Below are 16,212 nucleotides of genomic sequence, written 5' to 3'. Positions count from 1 at the left end.
TCAGGGGCGCGAGGCTCTGCTCGATGAACCGCGTGCGCGAGCAGAGCCTCGCGCCCCTAGGTAAGTGCAACTACCCCTCGTAGTCATCGAGCGGGGGGCACGAGCAGACCAGGTTGCGGTCGCCGTACGCACCATCGATGCGGCGGACCGGGGGCCAGTACTTCTCCGCCGGATTCACGCCCGCCGGGAAGACCGCCTGGTCACGGGTGTAGGCGTGGTCCCAGTCGCCGGCCAGCGCCGCCGCGGTGTGCGGGGCGTTGCGCAGCGGGTTGTCCTCCGCGGGCCACTCACCCGAACCGACCCGGTCAATCTCCGCGCGGATCGCGATCATCGCCGCGCAGAAGCGATCGATTTCGGTCAAATCCTCGCTCTCGGTGGGCTCGATCATCAGCGTGCCCGCCACCGGGAAGGACATCGTCGGGGCGTGGAAGCCGTAGTCGATCAGGCGCTTCGCCACGTCGTCCACGCTCACGCCCGCCGACTTCGCCAGCGGCCGCAGGTCGATGATGCACTCGTGCGCGACCAGCCCGCCGGGGCCGGTGAAGAGCACCGGGTAGTAGGGGGCCAGGCGCTTCGCGATGTAGTTGGCGCTCAGCACGGCCACCTGCGTGGCGCGCTTGAGGCCCTCGCCGCCCATCAGGCGGACGTAGGACCAGGAGATCGGCAGGATCGCCGCCGAGCCCCAGGGCGCGGCCGAGATCGGGCCGACGCCGGTGGCCGGGCCGGCCGACGGCTGCAGCGGGTGGTTCGGCAGGTAGGGCGCGAGGTGCGCGCGGACCGCGACCGGGCCGACACCGGGGCCGCCGCCGCCGTGCGGGATGCAGAAGGTCTTGTGCAGGTTCAGGTGCGAGACGTCCGCGCCGAACTTGCCCGGCTTGGCGAGGCCGACCAGCGCGTTCAGGTTCGCGCCGTCGACGTAGACCTGGCCGCCGGCCTCATGCACGGAGGCGCAGATGTCGGCGATGTTCTCCTCGAAAACGCCGTGCGTCGACGGGTAGGTCACCATCAGCACGGCCAGCTGCTCGCGGTGCTGCTCGATCTTCGCGCGCAGGTCGTCCACGTCGACGTCACCGTCGGCCAGCGTCTTCACGACCACCACGCGCATGCCCGCCATCACCGCGGAGGCCGCGTTCGTGCCGTGGGCGCTGGACGGGATCAGGCAGACGTCACGGCCGGTGTCACCGTTCGCGTGGTGGTAGGCGCGGACGGCCAGCAGGCCGGCCAGCTCGCCCTGGGAGCCCGCGTTCGGCTGGATGGACACCGCGTCGTAGCCGGTGACCTCGGCCAGGCGCTGCTCCAGCTCGCGGATCAGCTGCAGGTAACCGCCCGCCTGCTGCTCCGGGGCGAACGGGTGCACGTTCGCGAACTCGGGCCAGGTGATCGCCTCCATCTCGGTGGTGGCGTTCAGCTTCATCGTGCAGGAGCCGAGCGGGATCATGCCCCGGTCCAGCGCGTAGTCCTTGTCGGCGAGCTTGCGCAGGTAGCGCAGCATGCCGGTCTCGGAGCGGTGCGCGTGGAAGGTCGGGTGGGTCAGGTACTCGTCGGTGCGCAGCAGCGCCTCCGGCAGGGCGGTGCCCGCCTCCGCGTCGAGCGCGTCCACGTCCTGGTCGGCGGGGACGCCGAACGCGGCCCAGACGGCGGCGAGGTCGGCGCGGGTGGTGGTCTCGTCGCAGGCGATGCCGACCAGGTCGGCGCCGTGCTGGCGCAGGTTGACCCCGGCGACGCGGGCGGCCTCGACCACCTCGGCGGCACGGCCGGACACGCGGACGGTGACGGTGTCGAAGAACGCGCCGTGGACGACCTCGACGTCGCCACGGCGCAGGCCCTCGGCGAGCACGGCGGCGTAGCGGTGGGTGCGCGAGGCGATCTGGGCCAGGCCGTCCGGGCCGTGGTAGACCGCGTACATCGAGGCCATGACGGCCAGCAGTACCTGCGCGGTGCAGATGTTGGAGGTGGCCTTCTCGCGGCGGATGTGCTGCTCGCGGGTCTGCAGCGCCAGGCGGTAGGCGCGGTTGCCGTCGGCGTCGACGGAGACGCCGACCAGGCGGCCGGGCAGGCTGCGGGCGTACTCGGCGCGCACGGACATGTAACCGGCGTGCGGGCCGCCGAAGCCCATCGGGACGCCGAAGCGCTGGGTCGTGCCGACCGCGATGTCCGCGCCGAGCGTGCCCGGGGACTTCAACAGAGTCAGCGAGAGCAGGTCGGCCGCGACGGCGACGACCGCGCCGAGCTCGTGCGCCTGCGCGATGACCGGGGCCAGGTCGCGGACGACACCGGACGCGCCCGGGTACTGCAGCAGGACGCCGAAGACGCCGCGCTCGGCGATCTCGGCCGGGATGCCCTCGCTGAGGTCCGCGACGACGGTCTCGATGCCGGTCGGCACAGTGCGGGTCTCGATGACGGCGACGGTCTGCGGCAGGGTGTCAGCGTCGATGACGAAGACGCCGCCCTTGACCTTGCCCATCCGGCGGGCCAGCGCGACGGCCTCGGCGGCGGCCGTGCCCTCGTCCAGCAGGGAGGCGCCGGCGGTCGGCAGGCCGGTCAGGTCGGTGACCATGGTCTGGAAGTTGAGCAGCGCCTCGAGGCGGCCCTGGGAGATCTCCGGCTGGTACGGCGTGTACGCGGTGTACCAGGAGGGGTTCTCCAGCACGTTGCGCAGGATCACCGGCGGAGTGAAGGTGCCGTGGTAGCCGAGCCCGATCATCGAGCGCAGCACCTGGTTGCGGTCGGCCAGCTCGCGCAGCTCGTCCAGCACCTGCGCCTCGGAGCGGGCGGCGGGCAGGTCCAGCGCGGTGAGGCTGCGGATGGCGTCCGGGACGGCGGCGGCGGTCAGCTCGTCGAGGGAGGCGTAACCCACCTGCGCCAGCATCTTCGCCTGGGCCTCGGCGTCCGGGCCGATGTGGCGGTTCTCAAAGGGGCTGGACTGCTCCAGCGCGGAAAGCGAGGACGTCATGGGGAGTGTGGCCTCCTGGTCGGACCCGGTGGGCGCTGTGGGGCACCCGGACGACCTCCCCCTCTGTCATGGAACCTGAGAGCTTCACCGGCCGAAGCCGGCTTTCACCGTCGGTGAGCACCGCCCCGAACCTGCCGACGCGGTGCTGCTTTCCAGAGTGACCTCGCCTGCGCGGTACTTCGGCCTGAGAGATTCCGGGGAGGATTTGCTCCTTCGGCGCCGCTCGTCCAGTTGGACGCTCGGACTCTCCCGCGCATGCTCGACGGTCGATCGCCAGCCTACCAGCGTGGCCCGAGCGTCGAACGAGCCCTGGTCAACCCGTACGGAGCAGCGACACACCCGGTGGAGCTGCGTACGTTCGACAAAGCGATCATTGTGCCTTTTCGTATGAGTTGAGCACGTTCGTCAGTTGAAAAGACCGGCGCGGCCGACGGAGGAGTGGAACAGCGTGCAGACCGAGATCGACCCCAGGGATCTGATCGGCCACAAGGCCGTCGACAAGCACGGCGAGAAGATCGGCACGGTGGACGAGGTCTACCTCGACGACGCCACCGGAGAACCCGAATGGGCCGCCGTGCGGACCGGCCTCTTCGGCCGCGACGCCTTCGTGCCACTGACGACGAGCGAGTTCGTCTCCGACGAGCTGCGGGTTCCTTACGAGAAGTCGCAGGTGAAGGACTCCCCCGACTTCGGCGTGGGCCAGCACCTGTCGCCGGCGCAGGAGCTCCAGCTCTACCGCTACTACGGGCTCGAGGTGCCGACCGGCACGGGCCAGCACGCGGCGGACTCCGGCGCCCGCTTGGCCGACAAGTCGACACAGTCCACCGCGGCGGCGAGCGCTGCCGCGGGCGCCGGGCCGGACGGAGCGGGCGCGCCCCCGAAGACGGCCATGGCGGGAACAGCGGGAGCAGCGGGAACGGCGGCGGCAGGAGCCGCTGCCGGAATGGCGGCAGGTGCGGCCGGAGCAGCCGGTGCGGCTGCGAAGACGGAGGAGAAGCCGGTGGAACGAACGCTGTCGAGTACGCCCGTGGTGGAGCCGCTCTCGAGCGCGGGCCGGACCTCGTCCTTCCTGACCGGCACCGCTCCCAAGCCGGACATCTCCGGCCCGGCAGGTGCGGCCGCCGCGGCGGCGCCTGCTGCTGCGGCGATGTCGACCCCTGCGGTCCAGGCTCCCCCGGCGGCGCCGTTCCCCGGCACGACCGGCACGACCGACAGGACCGGCGCGATCGACATGACCCGGACGTCTGCGGCGACCGATGCGCAGCGTCGTCCCGACCCGCTGACCGACCCGCTGCCCGGGATGGGCATCCCGGCGACGTCCACCAGCGCCAAGGATCCGGTCCCTGAGCCTGTCGAGTTCGTCTGCCGCGAGGAGCGCCTGGACATCAGCACCGAGTGGCGCGTCCTCGGCCGCGCGCGACTGCGCAAGTACGTGACGACCGAGCAGGTCGAGCGGCGCGTCCCGGTCGTCCGCGAGCGCATCCGGGTGGAGCGGGTGCCCGTCAGCGCGGAGGAGCGGGCGCAGCTGACCGAGGCGGAGATCGCGGAGAGCGTGGAGGAGGTGACCCTCCACGAGGAGCGGCTGGTCGTCCGCAAGACCATCGTCCCGGTGGAGCGGATCCGCCTGGTGACCGAGCGGATCACGGAGGAGGAGGTCGTCCGCGAGCAGCTCCACCGCGAGCACATCCAGGTCCAGGACGGCTCGCGCCCCGCGGGCACGCCCGTCACTCCCCCTGCGGCGGGAGCCCCTCTGGGCGGCCCGCCCCTCGCCGGCACCCCCGCGGCGGCGGGCATCCGCCAGGCCACCCCCATGGGCCACAACCCGGACCTCCCCGACCACGCCATGGGCGCGTAGCGCCTTTCAGGGGCGCGAGGCTCTGCTCGATGAACTGCGTGCGCGACAAGCCACCGTATGTGGTGAGTCCCTGAACAGAGCAGGGCCATCCGCACAGGGTGGTTCTCGCGCCCCTGGTGGTGCACCTACTCGTCGGAGTCATGCCGGAGCGGCAACGCTGGGGCCGGTGTCAGGGCCGGGTCGTCGACGGAGAAGGTGCGGACGCGGCCGACAGGTGAGTCCGGGGACTCGAAACGGACCGTCACCCGGCCCACGCCGCTGCCCTGGACCCAGCAGTGACCGAAGTCCTCGTGCTCCGCGTCCTGTCCCGGCATCCAGCGACGGCCTGTCAGTTCTCCGCCGGGGTGGAACGCGCGTGGGCCGGAGGGGCCGCCGTAGGCCGGTTCCGTGCCGGGCTCGGGGTCCGACTCCTCCATCTCCTCCTCAAGTTCCTCCTCCAGCTCCAGCTCCTCCCGCTGCGCCTGCGCGAAGAGGTCCTCCTGCGTCCAGTCCGCCAGACCCGTCACGCCGACGCCGAGCAGCCGGATGCCGCCCAGCAGCTCCACGGAGTCGACCAGCCGCCGCGCCATCTGCGCTATCACCAGCGGATCGTCCGTCGGAGCCGGCAAGGTCTCCGAGCGCGTCAGCGTGCTGAAGTCGAAGCGGCGGATCTTCACCACCACCGTGCGACCCGAGCGCCCTGCCGCTCTGAGCCGACGGACGCAGCGGTCCGCCAAGCGGTCCAGCTCCTGCATGATCCGGTCCCGGTCGCCGAGGTCCACCTCAAAGGTGTCCTCGACCGAGACGGACTTCGCGTCCCGGTCAGGGACCACCGGCCGCTCGTCGCGGCCCTGGGCCAGCTCGTGGACGCCCGCGCCGTGCGCGCGCCCCAGCAGCTGCACCAGCTCCTCCTGCGACAGCGCCGCCACGTCGGAGACCAGCGTCAGCCCCGCGCGGCGCAGCGTCTCGGCCGTGGCCGGGCCGACGCCCGGCAGCGCACGCACCGGGAGCGGTTGCAGCACCTCCTGCTCGTGGCCCGCCTCGATCAGGACCAGTCCGTCCGGCTTGGCCTGCTCGGAGGCGATCTTGGCGAGGAACTTCGTCGTGGACAGCCCCACCGAGGCGGTCAGCCCGACCTTCGACCGGATGTCCGCCCGCAGATCCTCCCCCAGTGCGCGCGCCAGCTCCGCGCCGCCCATCTCCAGCAGCTCGCCGTAGGGCCCGGCTGCGAGATCGACGAACGCCTCGTCCAGGCTCAGCGGCTCGACCAGCGGCGAGAGCTGCCGCAGCAGGGCCATCACCTGGTCGCTGATCTGCCGGTACAGCTCGAAGCGCGGGATCAGGAACGCCGCGTTGGGCGCCAGCCGCCGCGCGTGGGCCATCGCCATGGCCGAGTGCACGCCGAAGCGCCGCGCCTCGTAGGAGGCCGTGGCCACGACCCCGCGCGCGCCGAGCCCGCCGACGACCACCGGCTTTCCCCGCAGGCTCGGCTTGGACGCCTGCTCCACCGAGGCGAAGAAGGCGTCCATGTCGAGGTGCAGGATCGACGGGACGGAGCGCATGGCCCGATCATCGCGCACAGGTACGACAACAGCCCTGGTGACGCGTTTGAGCGCGTTTCAGCGCGTTTCAGCGCGCGGCAGCGGCCTCGAGCGAGGCGAGAGTGGAGACCTTCGGACCGAGCAGGTGCGGGTCCGGGTGGAACAGTTCGTCGATCAGCACGGCCTTGTCCGCCGAGGCGATCTCGCGCACGGCACCGTAGTCCCAGGTCTGGTCGTGCCATTCCTGTACGCCGATGCCGTAGGAGTCGATGCCGGCGGTCTCGCACAGGGAGACCGCGCGCCGGATCGCGTACTCCTGGTTCACAAGGATCGCCCGGGTCACGCCGAAGATCCGGTGGGCCCGGCTGCAGGAGTCCCAGGTGTTGAAGCCCGCGTAGTCGCGGACCACCACGGCAGCGGGGACGCCGCGGGCGACGAGGTAGTCCCGCATGGCGTCGGGCTCGTCGTAGGTGGCGCGCCCGTTGTCACCGGAGACCAGGACCGCGCGCACCCGCCCCTCGCGGTACAGGACCAGCGCCGCGTCCAGGCGGTGGGCGAGGTAGGGCGAGGGCTTGCCCGGTGCGTCGAGGCCGGCGCCGAAGACCACCACCACGGGCTCGGCCGGCGCGTCGGCGACGGTCCGCAGCCGCCAGCTGCTCTGGAACCAGACCACGGCCGTCGGCACCAGTCCGGCGAGGGCCAGCACGGTGATCAGCTGGAAGACCCGCCGCTGTGCCCTGCGTTCCCTGCGCAGCGCACGCAGCCATCCGCCCACTCCGACCCGCATCCGCACCGCGACCCACCGCTCCCCGCCTCGTCGATCTTCCTGACGAGGCGGACGCGCGGTTCAGCCCGCGCGGTTGCGGCGGCGGGCCAGTTCGTCGGAGGGGTCGAAGCCGACCAGGGTCTCGCCCGTGTCGGTGCGCTCGCCGTGGAGCCGGCTCAGCGTGGACTCGACCTCGCGCCAGACCGCGCCGACCGCGATGCCGAAGATCCCCTGGCCGCCCTGGAGCAGCTCGACGACCTGGTGCGCCGAGGTGCACTCGTAGACCGTCGCGCCGTCGCTCATGAGCGTGATGCCGGGGAGGGCGTCCTGCGGGCGTTGGGCCAAATGGTCGACGGCCGTCCGGATGCTCTGCAGTGAGACGCCGGCGTCCAGCAGTCGCTTGACGACCTTGAGCACCAGGATGTCGCGGAAGGCGTAGAGCCGCTGCGTGCCGGAGCCCTGGGCCGGGCGGACGCTGGGCTCGACCAGGCCGGTGCGGGCCCAGTAGTCCAGCTGCCGGTAGGTGATCCCGGCGGCCGCGCAGGCGGTGGGCCCCCGGTAACCGATCAGCTCCGTACTCGGCAGCACATCGTCCTGCGGATCCGCAGGAAACGGCACCATCGGCATGCCCTCCCACCCGGGCCGGGCCGCACGCGACAGCGTCCGGACCGGGGAGTGGATGGGGCAGGAGCCGCCCGTGGCTGTTCTGTCACCCGTGCTGCTCAACACGACCCTCCGTCCTTTCGACTCCGGAACCGCCGCAGCGGGGGCGCGGGGTGGCGCACCCGGGACGTTCACAGTCGAAGGTAGGCAGTAGCCAGGAGCGCGTCAACGATCGCCACGCTCGGCATGGCGGGTGACGTCAGCCTCGCGAGTGGTTTCGCGTGTCCGGTACGGGGGTATTTCCGCCCGAATGACGGGCGGCAAACCCACTCGTTGGGGCCGCTTGGCCCAATCCGGGGGTTTGCCCCGGACGCTCCCGCGTGGCGTGCGCCGGGCCTTCCGCGCGCGGCGCTACTGCGGTCCGCTGCTGCCGAAGTCCTCGGGGGAGATCTGGTCGAGGAACTCGCGGAAGCGCTCGACCTCGTCCTCCTGCTCGTCCGGGATCGCGATGCCGGCCTCGTCGAGCACACCATCGGCGCCGTAGATCGGCGTTCCGGTGCGCAGCGCGAGCGCTATCGCGTCCGACGGGCGCGCGCTGACCTCCACGCCGCTGGCGAAGACCAGCTCGGCGTAGAAGACGCCCTCCCGCAGGTCGGTGATCCGCACCGCGGTGAGCTGCTGGCCGACGGCCTCCAGCACATTGCGGAAGAGGTCGTGCGTGAGCGGACGCACGGGAGTCATACCCTGCTGCGCGAAGGCGATGGCCGTGGCCTCGCCGGGCCCGATCCAGATGGGCAGATAACGGTCCCCGCCAACCTCGCGCAACAGCACGATCGGCTGATTGGAAGGCATCTCCACCCGGACACCCACGACGTCTAGCTCGTTCACACCTGCAACCCTAGGGCGCGCGGGGCGGATACTCCAGTTGTCCAGGTCCCTCCCCCACGCTTTCGAGCGCCGACGGGGTCCGCAGCGGGCCCGGACAGTGCGGTCAGAGGCCAGGACAGAGCGGTCAGAGACCCGGGCGGGCGCGCAGTCCGGCCTGGACCAGGGCGGCGTGCAGCCGGACCGAGAGGTTCGCCAGCTCCCTGGCCATGGCCGCGGCGTGTGCGCGTGTCTGCGGATTGCGGTGCCGCCGCAGCGGCGCGACGATCTGCTCGACCAGGCCCACCTCGCGGTCGGCTGCCGCCTTGACCGCGCGCAGGTGCCGCGGCTCCAGTCCGAAGCGGCCCAACTCGGCCACCAGCCTGGCGACTTGCAGCATCTCTCCATCAAAGCCGCCGTCCGGCTCCGGAGTGACGAGGCCGTACGACTCCCATTCCAGCAGCTGCACGTCCGTGATCCCCGCGGCGGCCAACAGCTCCGCCCGGCCCAGGCGCGGGCCGGCAGCGGAAGGCCCCGGGGTGATCACGCCCTCGGACACGTCGAGCGGCTCGTCCAGCGCCGCTCCGGGGCCCGGCAGGGCGGGCGGGGCCTCGCCGCGGTCGAGGGCGGCCAGGTGTTCCCTGATCACTCGCAGCGGGAGGTAGTGGTCTCGCTGCATCCGCAGCACGTAGGCCAGCCGTTCCACGTCCGCACCGGTGAACTTCCGGTAGCCCGAGGGCGTGCGCTGCGGCTCGACGAGCCGCTCCGCCTCCAGGAAACGGATCTTGGAGATGGTGACCTCGGGGAACTCCGCCTGCAGCTCCGTCAGCACGGCACCGATACTGAGCAGTTGCTGCCGGCCGCCGAACCGGCCCTGGCCCGTCGAGAATTGGCCGGTCGAGAATTGGCCGGACGCCGGGCGGCCGGACGGCACGAAGGGCGCCACCGCCCCGGGGGTACCGCTGTCAGCTTGCACGACGGTTGACTCACTCCTCCCAGGGGCGGGGCACCGCGTCTCAGTACCCCGGGCGCGCGGCGAAGAAGACCAGTCGGTACTTGCCGATCTGCACTTCGTCGCCGGTGTTCAGCGGCACCTCGTCGATCCGCTCACGGTTGACATAGGTGCCGTTCAGGCTGCCGACGTCGGCGACGGTGAAGCCGCCGGGGCTGCGCCGGAACTCGACATGGCGCCGCGAGACGGTGATGTCGTCGAGGAAGATGTCGCTCTCCGGGTGGCGGCCCGCCGTGGTCAGGTCGGTGTCCAGCAGGAACCGGCTGCCCGAGTTGGGGCCGCGACGCACCACGAGCAGCGCCGAGCCGGGCGGCAGGGCGTCGACCGCGGCCTGGGCCTCGGGCGAGAGCCCGGGGGTGACCGCAGCGGCGGTCTCGGGCTCGTAGGACTCGAGGCCGGAGATCGAGATTGTGGACGTCTGCTCCGACGCGCGCTCGCCGCCGCCGACGCGGGCCCGCAACGGGGCACCACAGTTCGAGCAGAAGCGGGCGGACTCCGGGTTGTTGTATCCGCATCGGGTGCACACCGTCACGCCTGCGGCCTCCTGTCGCGGATCGCCTGACTGGCTTTGGGAGTACGGGTCGGCCGCAAACCCTCCACCTGAAGTTGAGGGTACCGGCTGGGGTGCTATGCGTCCGTCACTCGCCGCGCCCGCGTGTCGGCCGTCCTCGTCGCGGAAGAGCGGCCGCTCGGCGACGGGCTCGTAACTGTCGGACGCGGGAGCGCCGCGCATTCCGGGGACGCCCGCGCCGAACTCCTCGTCCGCCCTGCGGTGCCGGGCGGTAGGCGCCTCGACCGCGCCCTGGCGGGACTTCCGGCCGAACAGCTTCGAGAACAGACTCACGGGCGATTCCCCTTGCGAGACACGGACCCGCCCGTGGGGCGAGGTGGAGCCATCGTGGACAGGACTGGTGCGGACGGGACTTGAGTGCGCGGGTGGTTCAGCTGGTTCATGGATGCGTCGTGTGAGCGTAGTCAGGAGTGCTCAAGGGGATCAAGGTGGTCACGGCCAGGGACTGCGAGCGCACCACGGTGGCGGTGCCCTGATTTCGGGCGACCGACTGGACCACTCCCCCAGGGATGTTGAGCGCGGTGTCGAGGTCCTGTGGATTGCCGAGGACAGTGAAGACGTAGGGCTGCGCCACGGTGGTTCCGCTGATCGTCACCGAGCCCTTGGCCGCATCGGACAGCCAGGTACTGGCCACCACCCGGACATTGTTGATCTGTACCGCCTCCGCCCCTGCCGCGCGCAGCTCCTCCAGCGTGTTGAGCAGCATAGCCGCCTGGACGTTCCCGCCCGGGTCCTTGACGGTCAGGGTGACCCCCGGGCCCGTCGCGGCGACCGTTCCGGCGAGCACGCCGAGCTGCTGCTCCTTCAGGCGGGTCTGCGCCTGCGCCTCCTTCGCCTGGTTGGAGCTCGTCTGCAACTGGTTCAACGACGACTGCAACTGCTGGCGTTCCTGATCCAGCCGCTGCTGTCGGGCGCCGACCTCGTCGAGGATCCGCACCAGGTCGTCCTGGCGGGCACCGCGGAGCTGGTTCTGGGTGGTGTTGGCCCGCACCTGGAAGGCCACGCCGAGCCCGAGGGCGAAGAGCAGCAGCGCGACGATCAGCTGGGCGCGGTTGACCCGCGGCGGCCAGAGCGCGGCGGCGAGCCGCTGCCGACCCGTGAGCTCGGAGGCGGCGGGCTCGGCCTTGTCGGGCACGGGCGTCTCGGGCTTCGGCTGCTCGGACTCGGGCTTCTCGGGCTCGGGGGTACCGGGCTCGGGCTTCTCGGGGGTCTCGTCGCTCACCGCTTCACTCCTTTCGCTCTCGCCGTTCCATCGGTGCTGATCATCCTGCCATCCGTCCTACCCCCGCCGTTCACCGCCTGCACTCTCCGAATGTCACAGAACGTCACGGCCGACGCCTCATGCTCGGAAGAGATGGCGACGGATCGCAGCCGCGTTCGAGAAGATCCGGATCCCGAGTACCACGACCACGCCGGTGGAGAGCTGCGAGCCTACGCCCAGCTGGTCGCCCAGGAAGACGATCAGCGCGGCGACGACCACATTCGAGAGGAAGGAGACCACGAAGACCTTGTCGTCGAAGATCCCGTCCAGCATCGCGCGGACGCCGCCGAACACCGCGTCCAGCGCGGCGACGATGGCGATCGGCAGGTAAGGCACCCAGGCTGCCGGGATGTCGGGCTGTACGAACAGCCCGACGACGACTCCGAGCACCAGGCCCAGCACGGCGATCACGGTTGCTTCGTTCCTTCCGGGGAGGGCGAGGGATGTGCGTTCTGCAGCGAACCGACCGTCGCGGCAGGGAGATCGAGATTCCCGTTCGCCGAGACCTGATGGCGGATCTGGTAGCTCTGGGCGAGCTGGCTCAGATAGAGGCCACCGTAGGCGTTGTTCTGGAACTCCTGCTCCAGCCCGGGGGCCCCGATCGCCTGCAGCGTATAGGGGAGGGTCAGCGGCCGGTCGTTCACCAGTATCGCGTCACCCGCGGCCCGGATCGCGGAGAGGTTGGTCAGCCGCTGACCGTTGATGGCGATCGCCTCGGCGCCGGACTGCCACAGTGCATTGACCACGAGCTGAAGGTCGCTGTCCCGCACCCGCCCGGTGTTCCCGAATCCCGCGCCGGCGCGCGGGCTCGCATTGTTGAGGTCCGTCCCCGCGGAGACAGCGTCGTCAACGACGACCTCGATCCCGGGCCCGGCGACAGAGGTCGTCCCGGTGACGAGCTGGAGCTCGGCGAGCTTGGCACTCTCCGCGCCACCGACGGCCGTGGACCGGGCCTGGTCGAGCTGGGCCTGGAGCTGGACCACCTGCTGCTGGAGCGCGTCCGCGCTGGAGGTCGACTGGTTGATCCTGTCGATCAACGCCTGCCGCTGGCGCTCCGCGACGGGCGCACTCGCGTGCACCTGACTGACACCGATGGTGAGCACGAGCGCGGCCAGCGCGAGCCCGATGCCGAACACCAGCCGCCCCTGCGTGGTGCGGGGCAGCCGACTGCTTCCGTAGACACCCTTGCGGCGGGCGGCCTCTGCGTAGCCCTCGTCGAGGCTGTGCTCCATCACATTGGTGAGCAGCGACATCGACGCGTCGGGGCGCGCAAACCGCGCGTCGGCGCGCTTGGCGTCACCGGGACCGTTCGTCGACATGCCGCATATCGTCCCACGTGCAACGAAGGGACGCTGCACTCACCCAAGGGGCGCGAGGAACTGCGCGAGAACCGCCGTATGGGGATGGCCCTGCTCGTTCGGGGACTCACCACACAGGGTGGCTGGTCGCGCACGCATTTCATCGAGCAGAGCCCCGCGCCCCTGGATAGTGCAACTAACTCCGGCCGGCACTCTCGACCACTGCGGCCCACTCATCGAGCAGCGCCTGTGTCGACGTGTCGTCCGGGCCTTCGGCCCAGAGATGGGTGACCGCTTCGGCCGGGTCCGGCAGGACCATCGTCCAGCGGCCGTCCGGCTCGACCACGCGGACGCCGTCCGTCGTGTCGACCTGGCGGTCGCCCGCCGCCTCCACGACCTTGCGCATGACCATGCCCTTCGCCGCCCAGGGGGTGGCCAGGTCACGCCGGTGCACATGCGCCCGCGGGATGCGTGCGTCGATCTGGCTCAAGGTCAGCTGTGTCCGGGCGACCAGCCCCAGCAGGCGTACGAACGCCGCCGTGCCGTCGAAGACGCCGCTGAACTCCGGGACCACGAAGCCGCCGCGCCCGTCGCCTGCGAAGACCGTGCCGTCAGCCGACGCCGCACGAGTCAAGTCGTCCGGGGACGTCGTCGTCCAGAGCACCTGCGTGCCGTGGTACGCGGCCACCTGCTCGGCGATCCGCGTCGTGGCGACCGGCAGCGCGACCTTGCCGCTCCGGCCCTCCGCCGCGATCAGGTCCAGCAGGACCAGCAGCGCGCGGTCGTCCTCGATGATCCGTCCGCGCTCGTCGACGAAGGAGACACGCTCCCCGACCGGGTCGAAGCGGACTCCGAACGCCGCGCGCGAGGAGGACACCAGCTCGCCGAGCCGGACCAGGCCGACCCGCCGCTCCTCGATCGTCTCCGTCGGGTGTGCCTCGTCCATGCCCGGGTTCACCATCAGCGCCTCGATACCGAGGCGGCCGAGAATGCTGGGCAGCAGCAGCGAGGCGCTGCCGTGGGCGACGTCGACGACGACCTTCAGCCTGGCGTCCGCCACCTCCCGCGTGTCCATGGCGCTGAGCAGGCTGCCGGCGTAGGAGTCGAAGACCGTGGCCGGGAAGGTCAGGTCGCCGATCTCGCCCGGAAAGGCGCGCCGGTACTCCTGGCGGGCGTAGATGCGGTCGAGCTTGCGCTGACCGGCCTGGGAGAGGTCGGCGCCGCGCTCGTCGAAGAAAAGGATGTCGAGCGAGTCCGGCACGCCGGGTGTGGTGCGCAGCATGATCCCGCCCGCACTGCCGCGCGCGGTCTGCTGTCGGGCGACCGGCATGGGGACGTTCTCCAGGTCGCGCACGTCGATCGCGCTCGCCTGGAGGGCCGAGATCATCGCGCGCTTGAGCGCCCGCGCGCCACGAGAGTGGTCACGGGCGATGGTGACCGTGGCGCCCTTCTTGAGCGTCGTCGCGTAGGCACCGGCGAGCCGGACAGCCAGCTCCGGGGTGATCTCGACATTGATGATGCCGGAGACGCCGCGCGCACCGAAGAGATGCTCCTGCCCGCGCGACTCCCAGATGACCGAGGTGTTGACGAAGGCGCCGGCCTCGATCGTCTTGAAGGGGTAGACGCGGACGTTGCCCGCGATGATCGACTCCTCCTCGATCAAGCACTCGTCGCCGATGACGGCGCCGTCCTCGATCCGCGCGGCCCGCATCACGTCGGTGTTCTTACCGATCACGCAGCCCCGGAGGTTGGCCTGCGGGCCGATATAGACGTTGTCGTGGATGACCGCCTTGTGCAGGAACGCCCCGCGCTTCACCACGACGTTGCTGCCGAGCACGGTGTGCTCCCGGATCTCGACGCCACCCTCGACCTTGGCGTAGTCGCCGATGTAGAGGGGCCCGCGCAGCACAGCCTCGCGGTCGACCTCGGCGCCCTCGGCGACCCAGACGCCCGGGGAGATCTCGAAACCGTCGATCTCGACGTCGACCTTGCCCTCGAGCACATCGGCCTGCGCCTTGACGTAGCTCTCGTGGGTGCCGACGTCCTCCCAGTAGCCCTCGGCGATGAAGCCGTAGATGGGCTTGCCTTCCTTGAGCAGCTGCGGGAAGACGTCACCCGACCAGTCGACGGAGGTGTCAGCCGCGACGTAGTTGAAGACCTCCGGCTCCATCACGTAGATGCCGGTGTTCACCGTGTCGGAGAAGACCTGGCCCCAGGTGGGCTTCTCCAGGAATCGCTCGACCTTGCCTTCGTCGTCCACGATCGTGATGCCGAATTCGAGCGGATTCGGCACACGCGCCAGGCAGACGGTGACCATCGCTCCCTTGGAGCGGTGGAATTCCATGAGCTCCGTGAGGTCGAAATCCGTGAGCGCGTCGCCGGAGATCACCAGGAAGGAATCGTCCTTGAGCGCGTCCTCGGCATTCTTGACGCTGCCGGCCGTGCCGAGTGGGGTCTCCTCGTTGGCGTACGTCAGCTTCATGCCGAGTTCTTCGCCGTCGCCGAAGTAGTTACGGACCAGAGAGGCCAGGAACTGGACCGTCACAACGGTGTCGGTGAGACCGTGTCTCTTCAGCAGCCGAAGCACGTGTTCCATGATCGGCCGGTTCACCACCGGCAGCAGGGGCTTGGGCATACTCGCGGTCATCGGGCGAAGACGGGTTCCTTCGCCCCCGGCCATCACAACGGCCTTCATCTCGGCTGGCTCCTCCTCAATCGGGCAGGGCGCTCGCCTTCACGAGACGGCGAGTTTGCACCGCGTACAGGATCCCTGCCCACCAATAGAGCGTCGTACCCCACCAGACGAACGCCCAACCGATGACACTCGCCACAGTCCCGAGCCAGTTGTGATAGGTCGTGAGCAGCAGCAAGGGGAACGCGTACATCAGATTGAACGTAGCTGCCTTTCCGATGAAGTTCACCTCGGGTGGGCCGTATCCGTGACGCCTGAGGATGGGGAGCAGGGAGGCGATGAACACCTCACGCGCCAGCAGGACCACGGTCAGCCACCAGGGCATGATCTCGCGCCACGTCAGCCCGACGATCGTCGACAGTACGAACAGCCGGTCCGCGAGCGGATCGAGCAGCTGACCCAGCCGGCTGACCTGCCCCCAGCGACGCGCGAGCTTGCCGTCGAGGTAGTCGCTCACGCCGCTGAGCATCAGGATCGCGATCGCCCAGGCGTCGTTCTTCGGCCCGCCGAACACCGGCCAGAGGATCAGCCAGAGGAAGATCGGCACGCCGACGAGGCGCGCCATGCTCAGCAGATTGGGGATGGTGAGCACGCGGTCGGTCTGGACGCGCGTCTCCTGGACCTCCACCCGGGGGCCTCCTGTAGAACACTTCGAACGATGCAGGCTGACTCTAACGCAGTGAAGCCCCCTGACCGATGGTCAGGGGGCTTCACTGGAATGATTGTTCGGCGGTGTCCTACTCTCCCACAGGGTCCCCCCTGCAGTACCATCGGCGCTGTGAGGCTTAGCTTCCGGGTTCGGAATGTAACCGGGCGT

General features: G+C 70.4%; 13 protein-coding genes, 1 rRNA gene and 1 riboswitch. Of the genes, 1 reads left to right on the top strand and 13 read right to left on the bottom strand.

The features are described 5' to 3' along the window. Positions 1-70: 70 nt before the first annotated feature. Positions 71-2,953 (bottom strand): aminomethyl-transferring glycine dehydrogenase, encoded by a 2,883-nt coding sequence (gcvP, locus tag ABIA32_RS28690; protein WP_370101594.1) that lies wholly within the window; start codon positions 2,951-2,953, stop codon positions 71-73. A gap of 162 nt (positions 2,954-3,115) precedes the next feature. Further along, positions 3,116-3,215, bottom strand: a riboswitch (glycine riboswitch). Between the two features lie 186 nt (positions 3,216-3,401). On the opposite strand from gcvP, the gene ABIA32_RS28685 reads away from it, so the two are divergent. Continuing rightward, complete coding sequence (locus tag ABIA32_RS28685; RefSeq protein ID WP_370101592.1) at positions 3,402-4,808, top strand: DUF2382 domain-containing protein; 1,407 nt, start codon at positions 3,402-3,404, stop codon at positions 4,806-4,808. A gap of 125 nt (positions 4,809-4,933) precedes the next feature. Here ABIA32_RS28685 and ABIA32_RS28680 read toward each other — a convergent pair whose 3' ends face one another. From ABIA32_RS28680 to rrf, 12 genes are all read right to left on the bottom strand, one after another. Then, positions 4,934-6,349 carry a DNA polymerase IV gene (locus tag ABIA32_RS28680; RefSeq protein ID WP_370101589.1) on the bottom strand — a complete coding sequence of 472 codons (1,416 nt, stop codon included), beginning with the start codon at positions 6,347-6,349 and terminating at the stop codon, positions 4,934-4,936. A 67-nt stretch (positions 6,350-6,416) separates the two neighbouring features. Then, a complete protein-coding gene (locus ABIA32_RS28675; RefSeq protein ID WP_370101587.1) occupies positions 6,417-7,115 on the bottom strand; it encodes a vancomycin high temperature exclusion protein in 699 nt (232 codons plus the stop codon). A 60-nt stretch (positions 7,116-7,175) separates the two neighbouring features. Then, complete coding sequence (locus ABIA32_RS28670; RefSeq protein WP_370101584.1) at positions 7,176-7,715, bottom strand: MerR family transcriptional regulator; 540 nt, start codon at positions 7,713-7,715, stop codon at positions 7,176-7,178. Positions 7,716-8,108: 393 nt separating this feature from the next. After that, on the bottom strand, positions 8,109-8,585 hold the full coding sequence (locus ABIA32_RS28665) for a bifunctional nuclease family protein (RefSeq protein WP_370101582.1): 477 nt from the start codon (positions 8,583-8,585) through the stop codon (positions 8,109-8,111). A gap of 124 nt (positions 8,586-8,709) precedes the next feature. Further along, on the bottom strand, positions 8,710-9,411 hold the full coding sequence (locus ABIA32_RS28660; protein WP_370101850.1) for a MerR family transcriptional regulator: 702 nt from the start codon (positions 9,409-9,411) through the stop codon (positions 8,710-8,712). A 166-nt stretch (positions 9,412-9,577) separates the two neighbouring features. Then, positions 9,578-10,531, bottom strand: a complete 954-nt coding sequence (locus ABIA32_RS28655) for an FHA domain-containing protein (RefSeq protein ID WP_370101847.1) — start codon at positions 10,529-10,531, stop codon at positions 9,578-9,580. Further along, a complete protein-coding gene (locus ABIA32_RS28650; RefSeq protein ID WP_370101579.1) occupies positions 10,524-11,366 on the bottom strand; it encodes a DUF881 domain-containing protein in 843 nt (280 codons plus the stop codon). Before ABIA32_RS28650 ends, ABIA32_RS28655 begins: the two co-directional genes overlap by 8 nt. A gap of 117 nt (positions 11,367-11,483) precedes the next feature. Further along, positions 11,484-11,816: a small basic family protein gene (locus tag ABIA32_RS28645; protein ID WP_037604363.1), complete on the bottom strand. Its 333-nt coding sequence runs from the start codon at positions 11,814-11,816 to the stop codon at positions 11,484-11,486. Continuing rightward, a complete protein-coding gene (locus ABIA32_RS28640) occupies positions 11,813-12,724 on the bottom strand; it encodes a DUF881 domain-containing protein (RefSeq protein ID WP_370101577.1) in 912 nt (303 codons plus the stop codon). Before ABIA32_RS28640 ends, ABIA32_RS28645 begins: the two co-directional genes overlap by 4 nt. Before the next feature lie 175 nt (positions 12,725-12,899). Then, positions 12,900-15,398 carry a sugar phosphate nucleotidyltransferase gene (locus ABIA32_RS28635; protein WP_370101574.1) on the bottom strand — a complete coding sequence of 833 codons (2,499 nt, stop codon included), beginning with the start codon at positions 15,396-15,398 and terminating at the stop codon, positions 12,900-12,902. A 16-nt stretch (positions 15,399-15,414) separates the two neighbouring features. Further along, positions 15,415-16,023: a CDP-diacylglycerol--glycerol-3-phosphate 3-phosphatidyltransferase gene (pgsA, locus tag ABIA32_RS28630; protein ID WP_370101571.1), complete on the bottom strand. Its 609-nt coding sequence runs from the start codon at positions 16,021-16,023 to the stop codon at positions 15,415-15,417. Between the two features lie 96 nt (positions 16,024-16,119). After that, positions 16,120-16,212 (bottom strand): 5S ribosomal RNA (gene rrf / locus ABIA32_RS28625); the annotation flags it as partial.

The sequence above is a fragment of the Streptacidiphilus sp. MAP12-20 genome, assembly GCF_041262525.1.
Classification (GTDB): domain Bacteria; phylum Actinomycetota; class Actinomycetes; order Streptomycetales; family Streptomycetaceae; genus Streptacidiphilus.
Note: the sequence above shows the minus strand (reverse complement) of the source record. Positions and strands in the feature narration are given on the sequence as shown.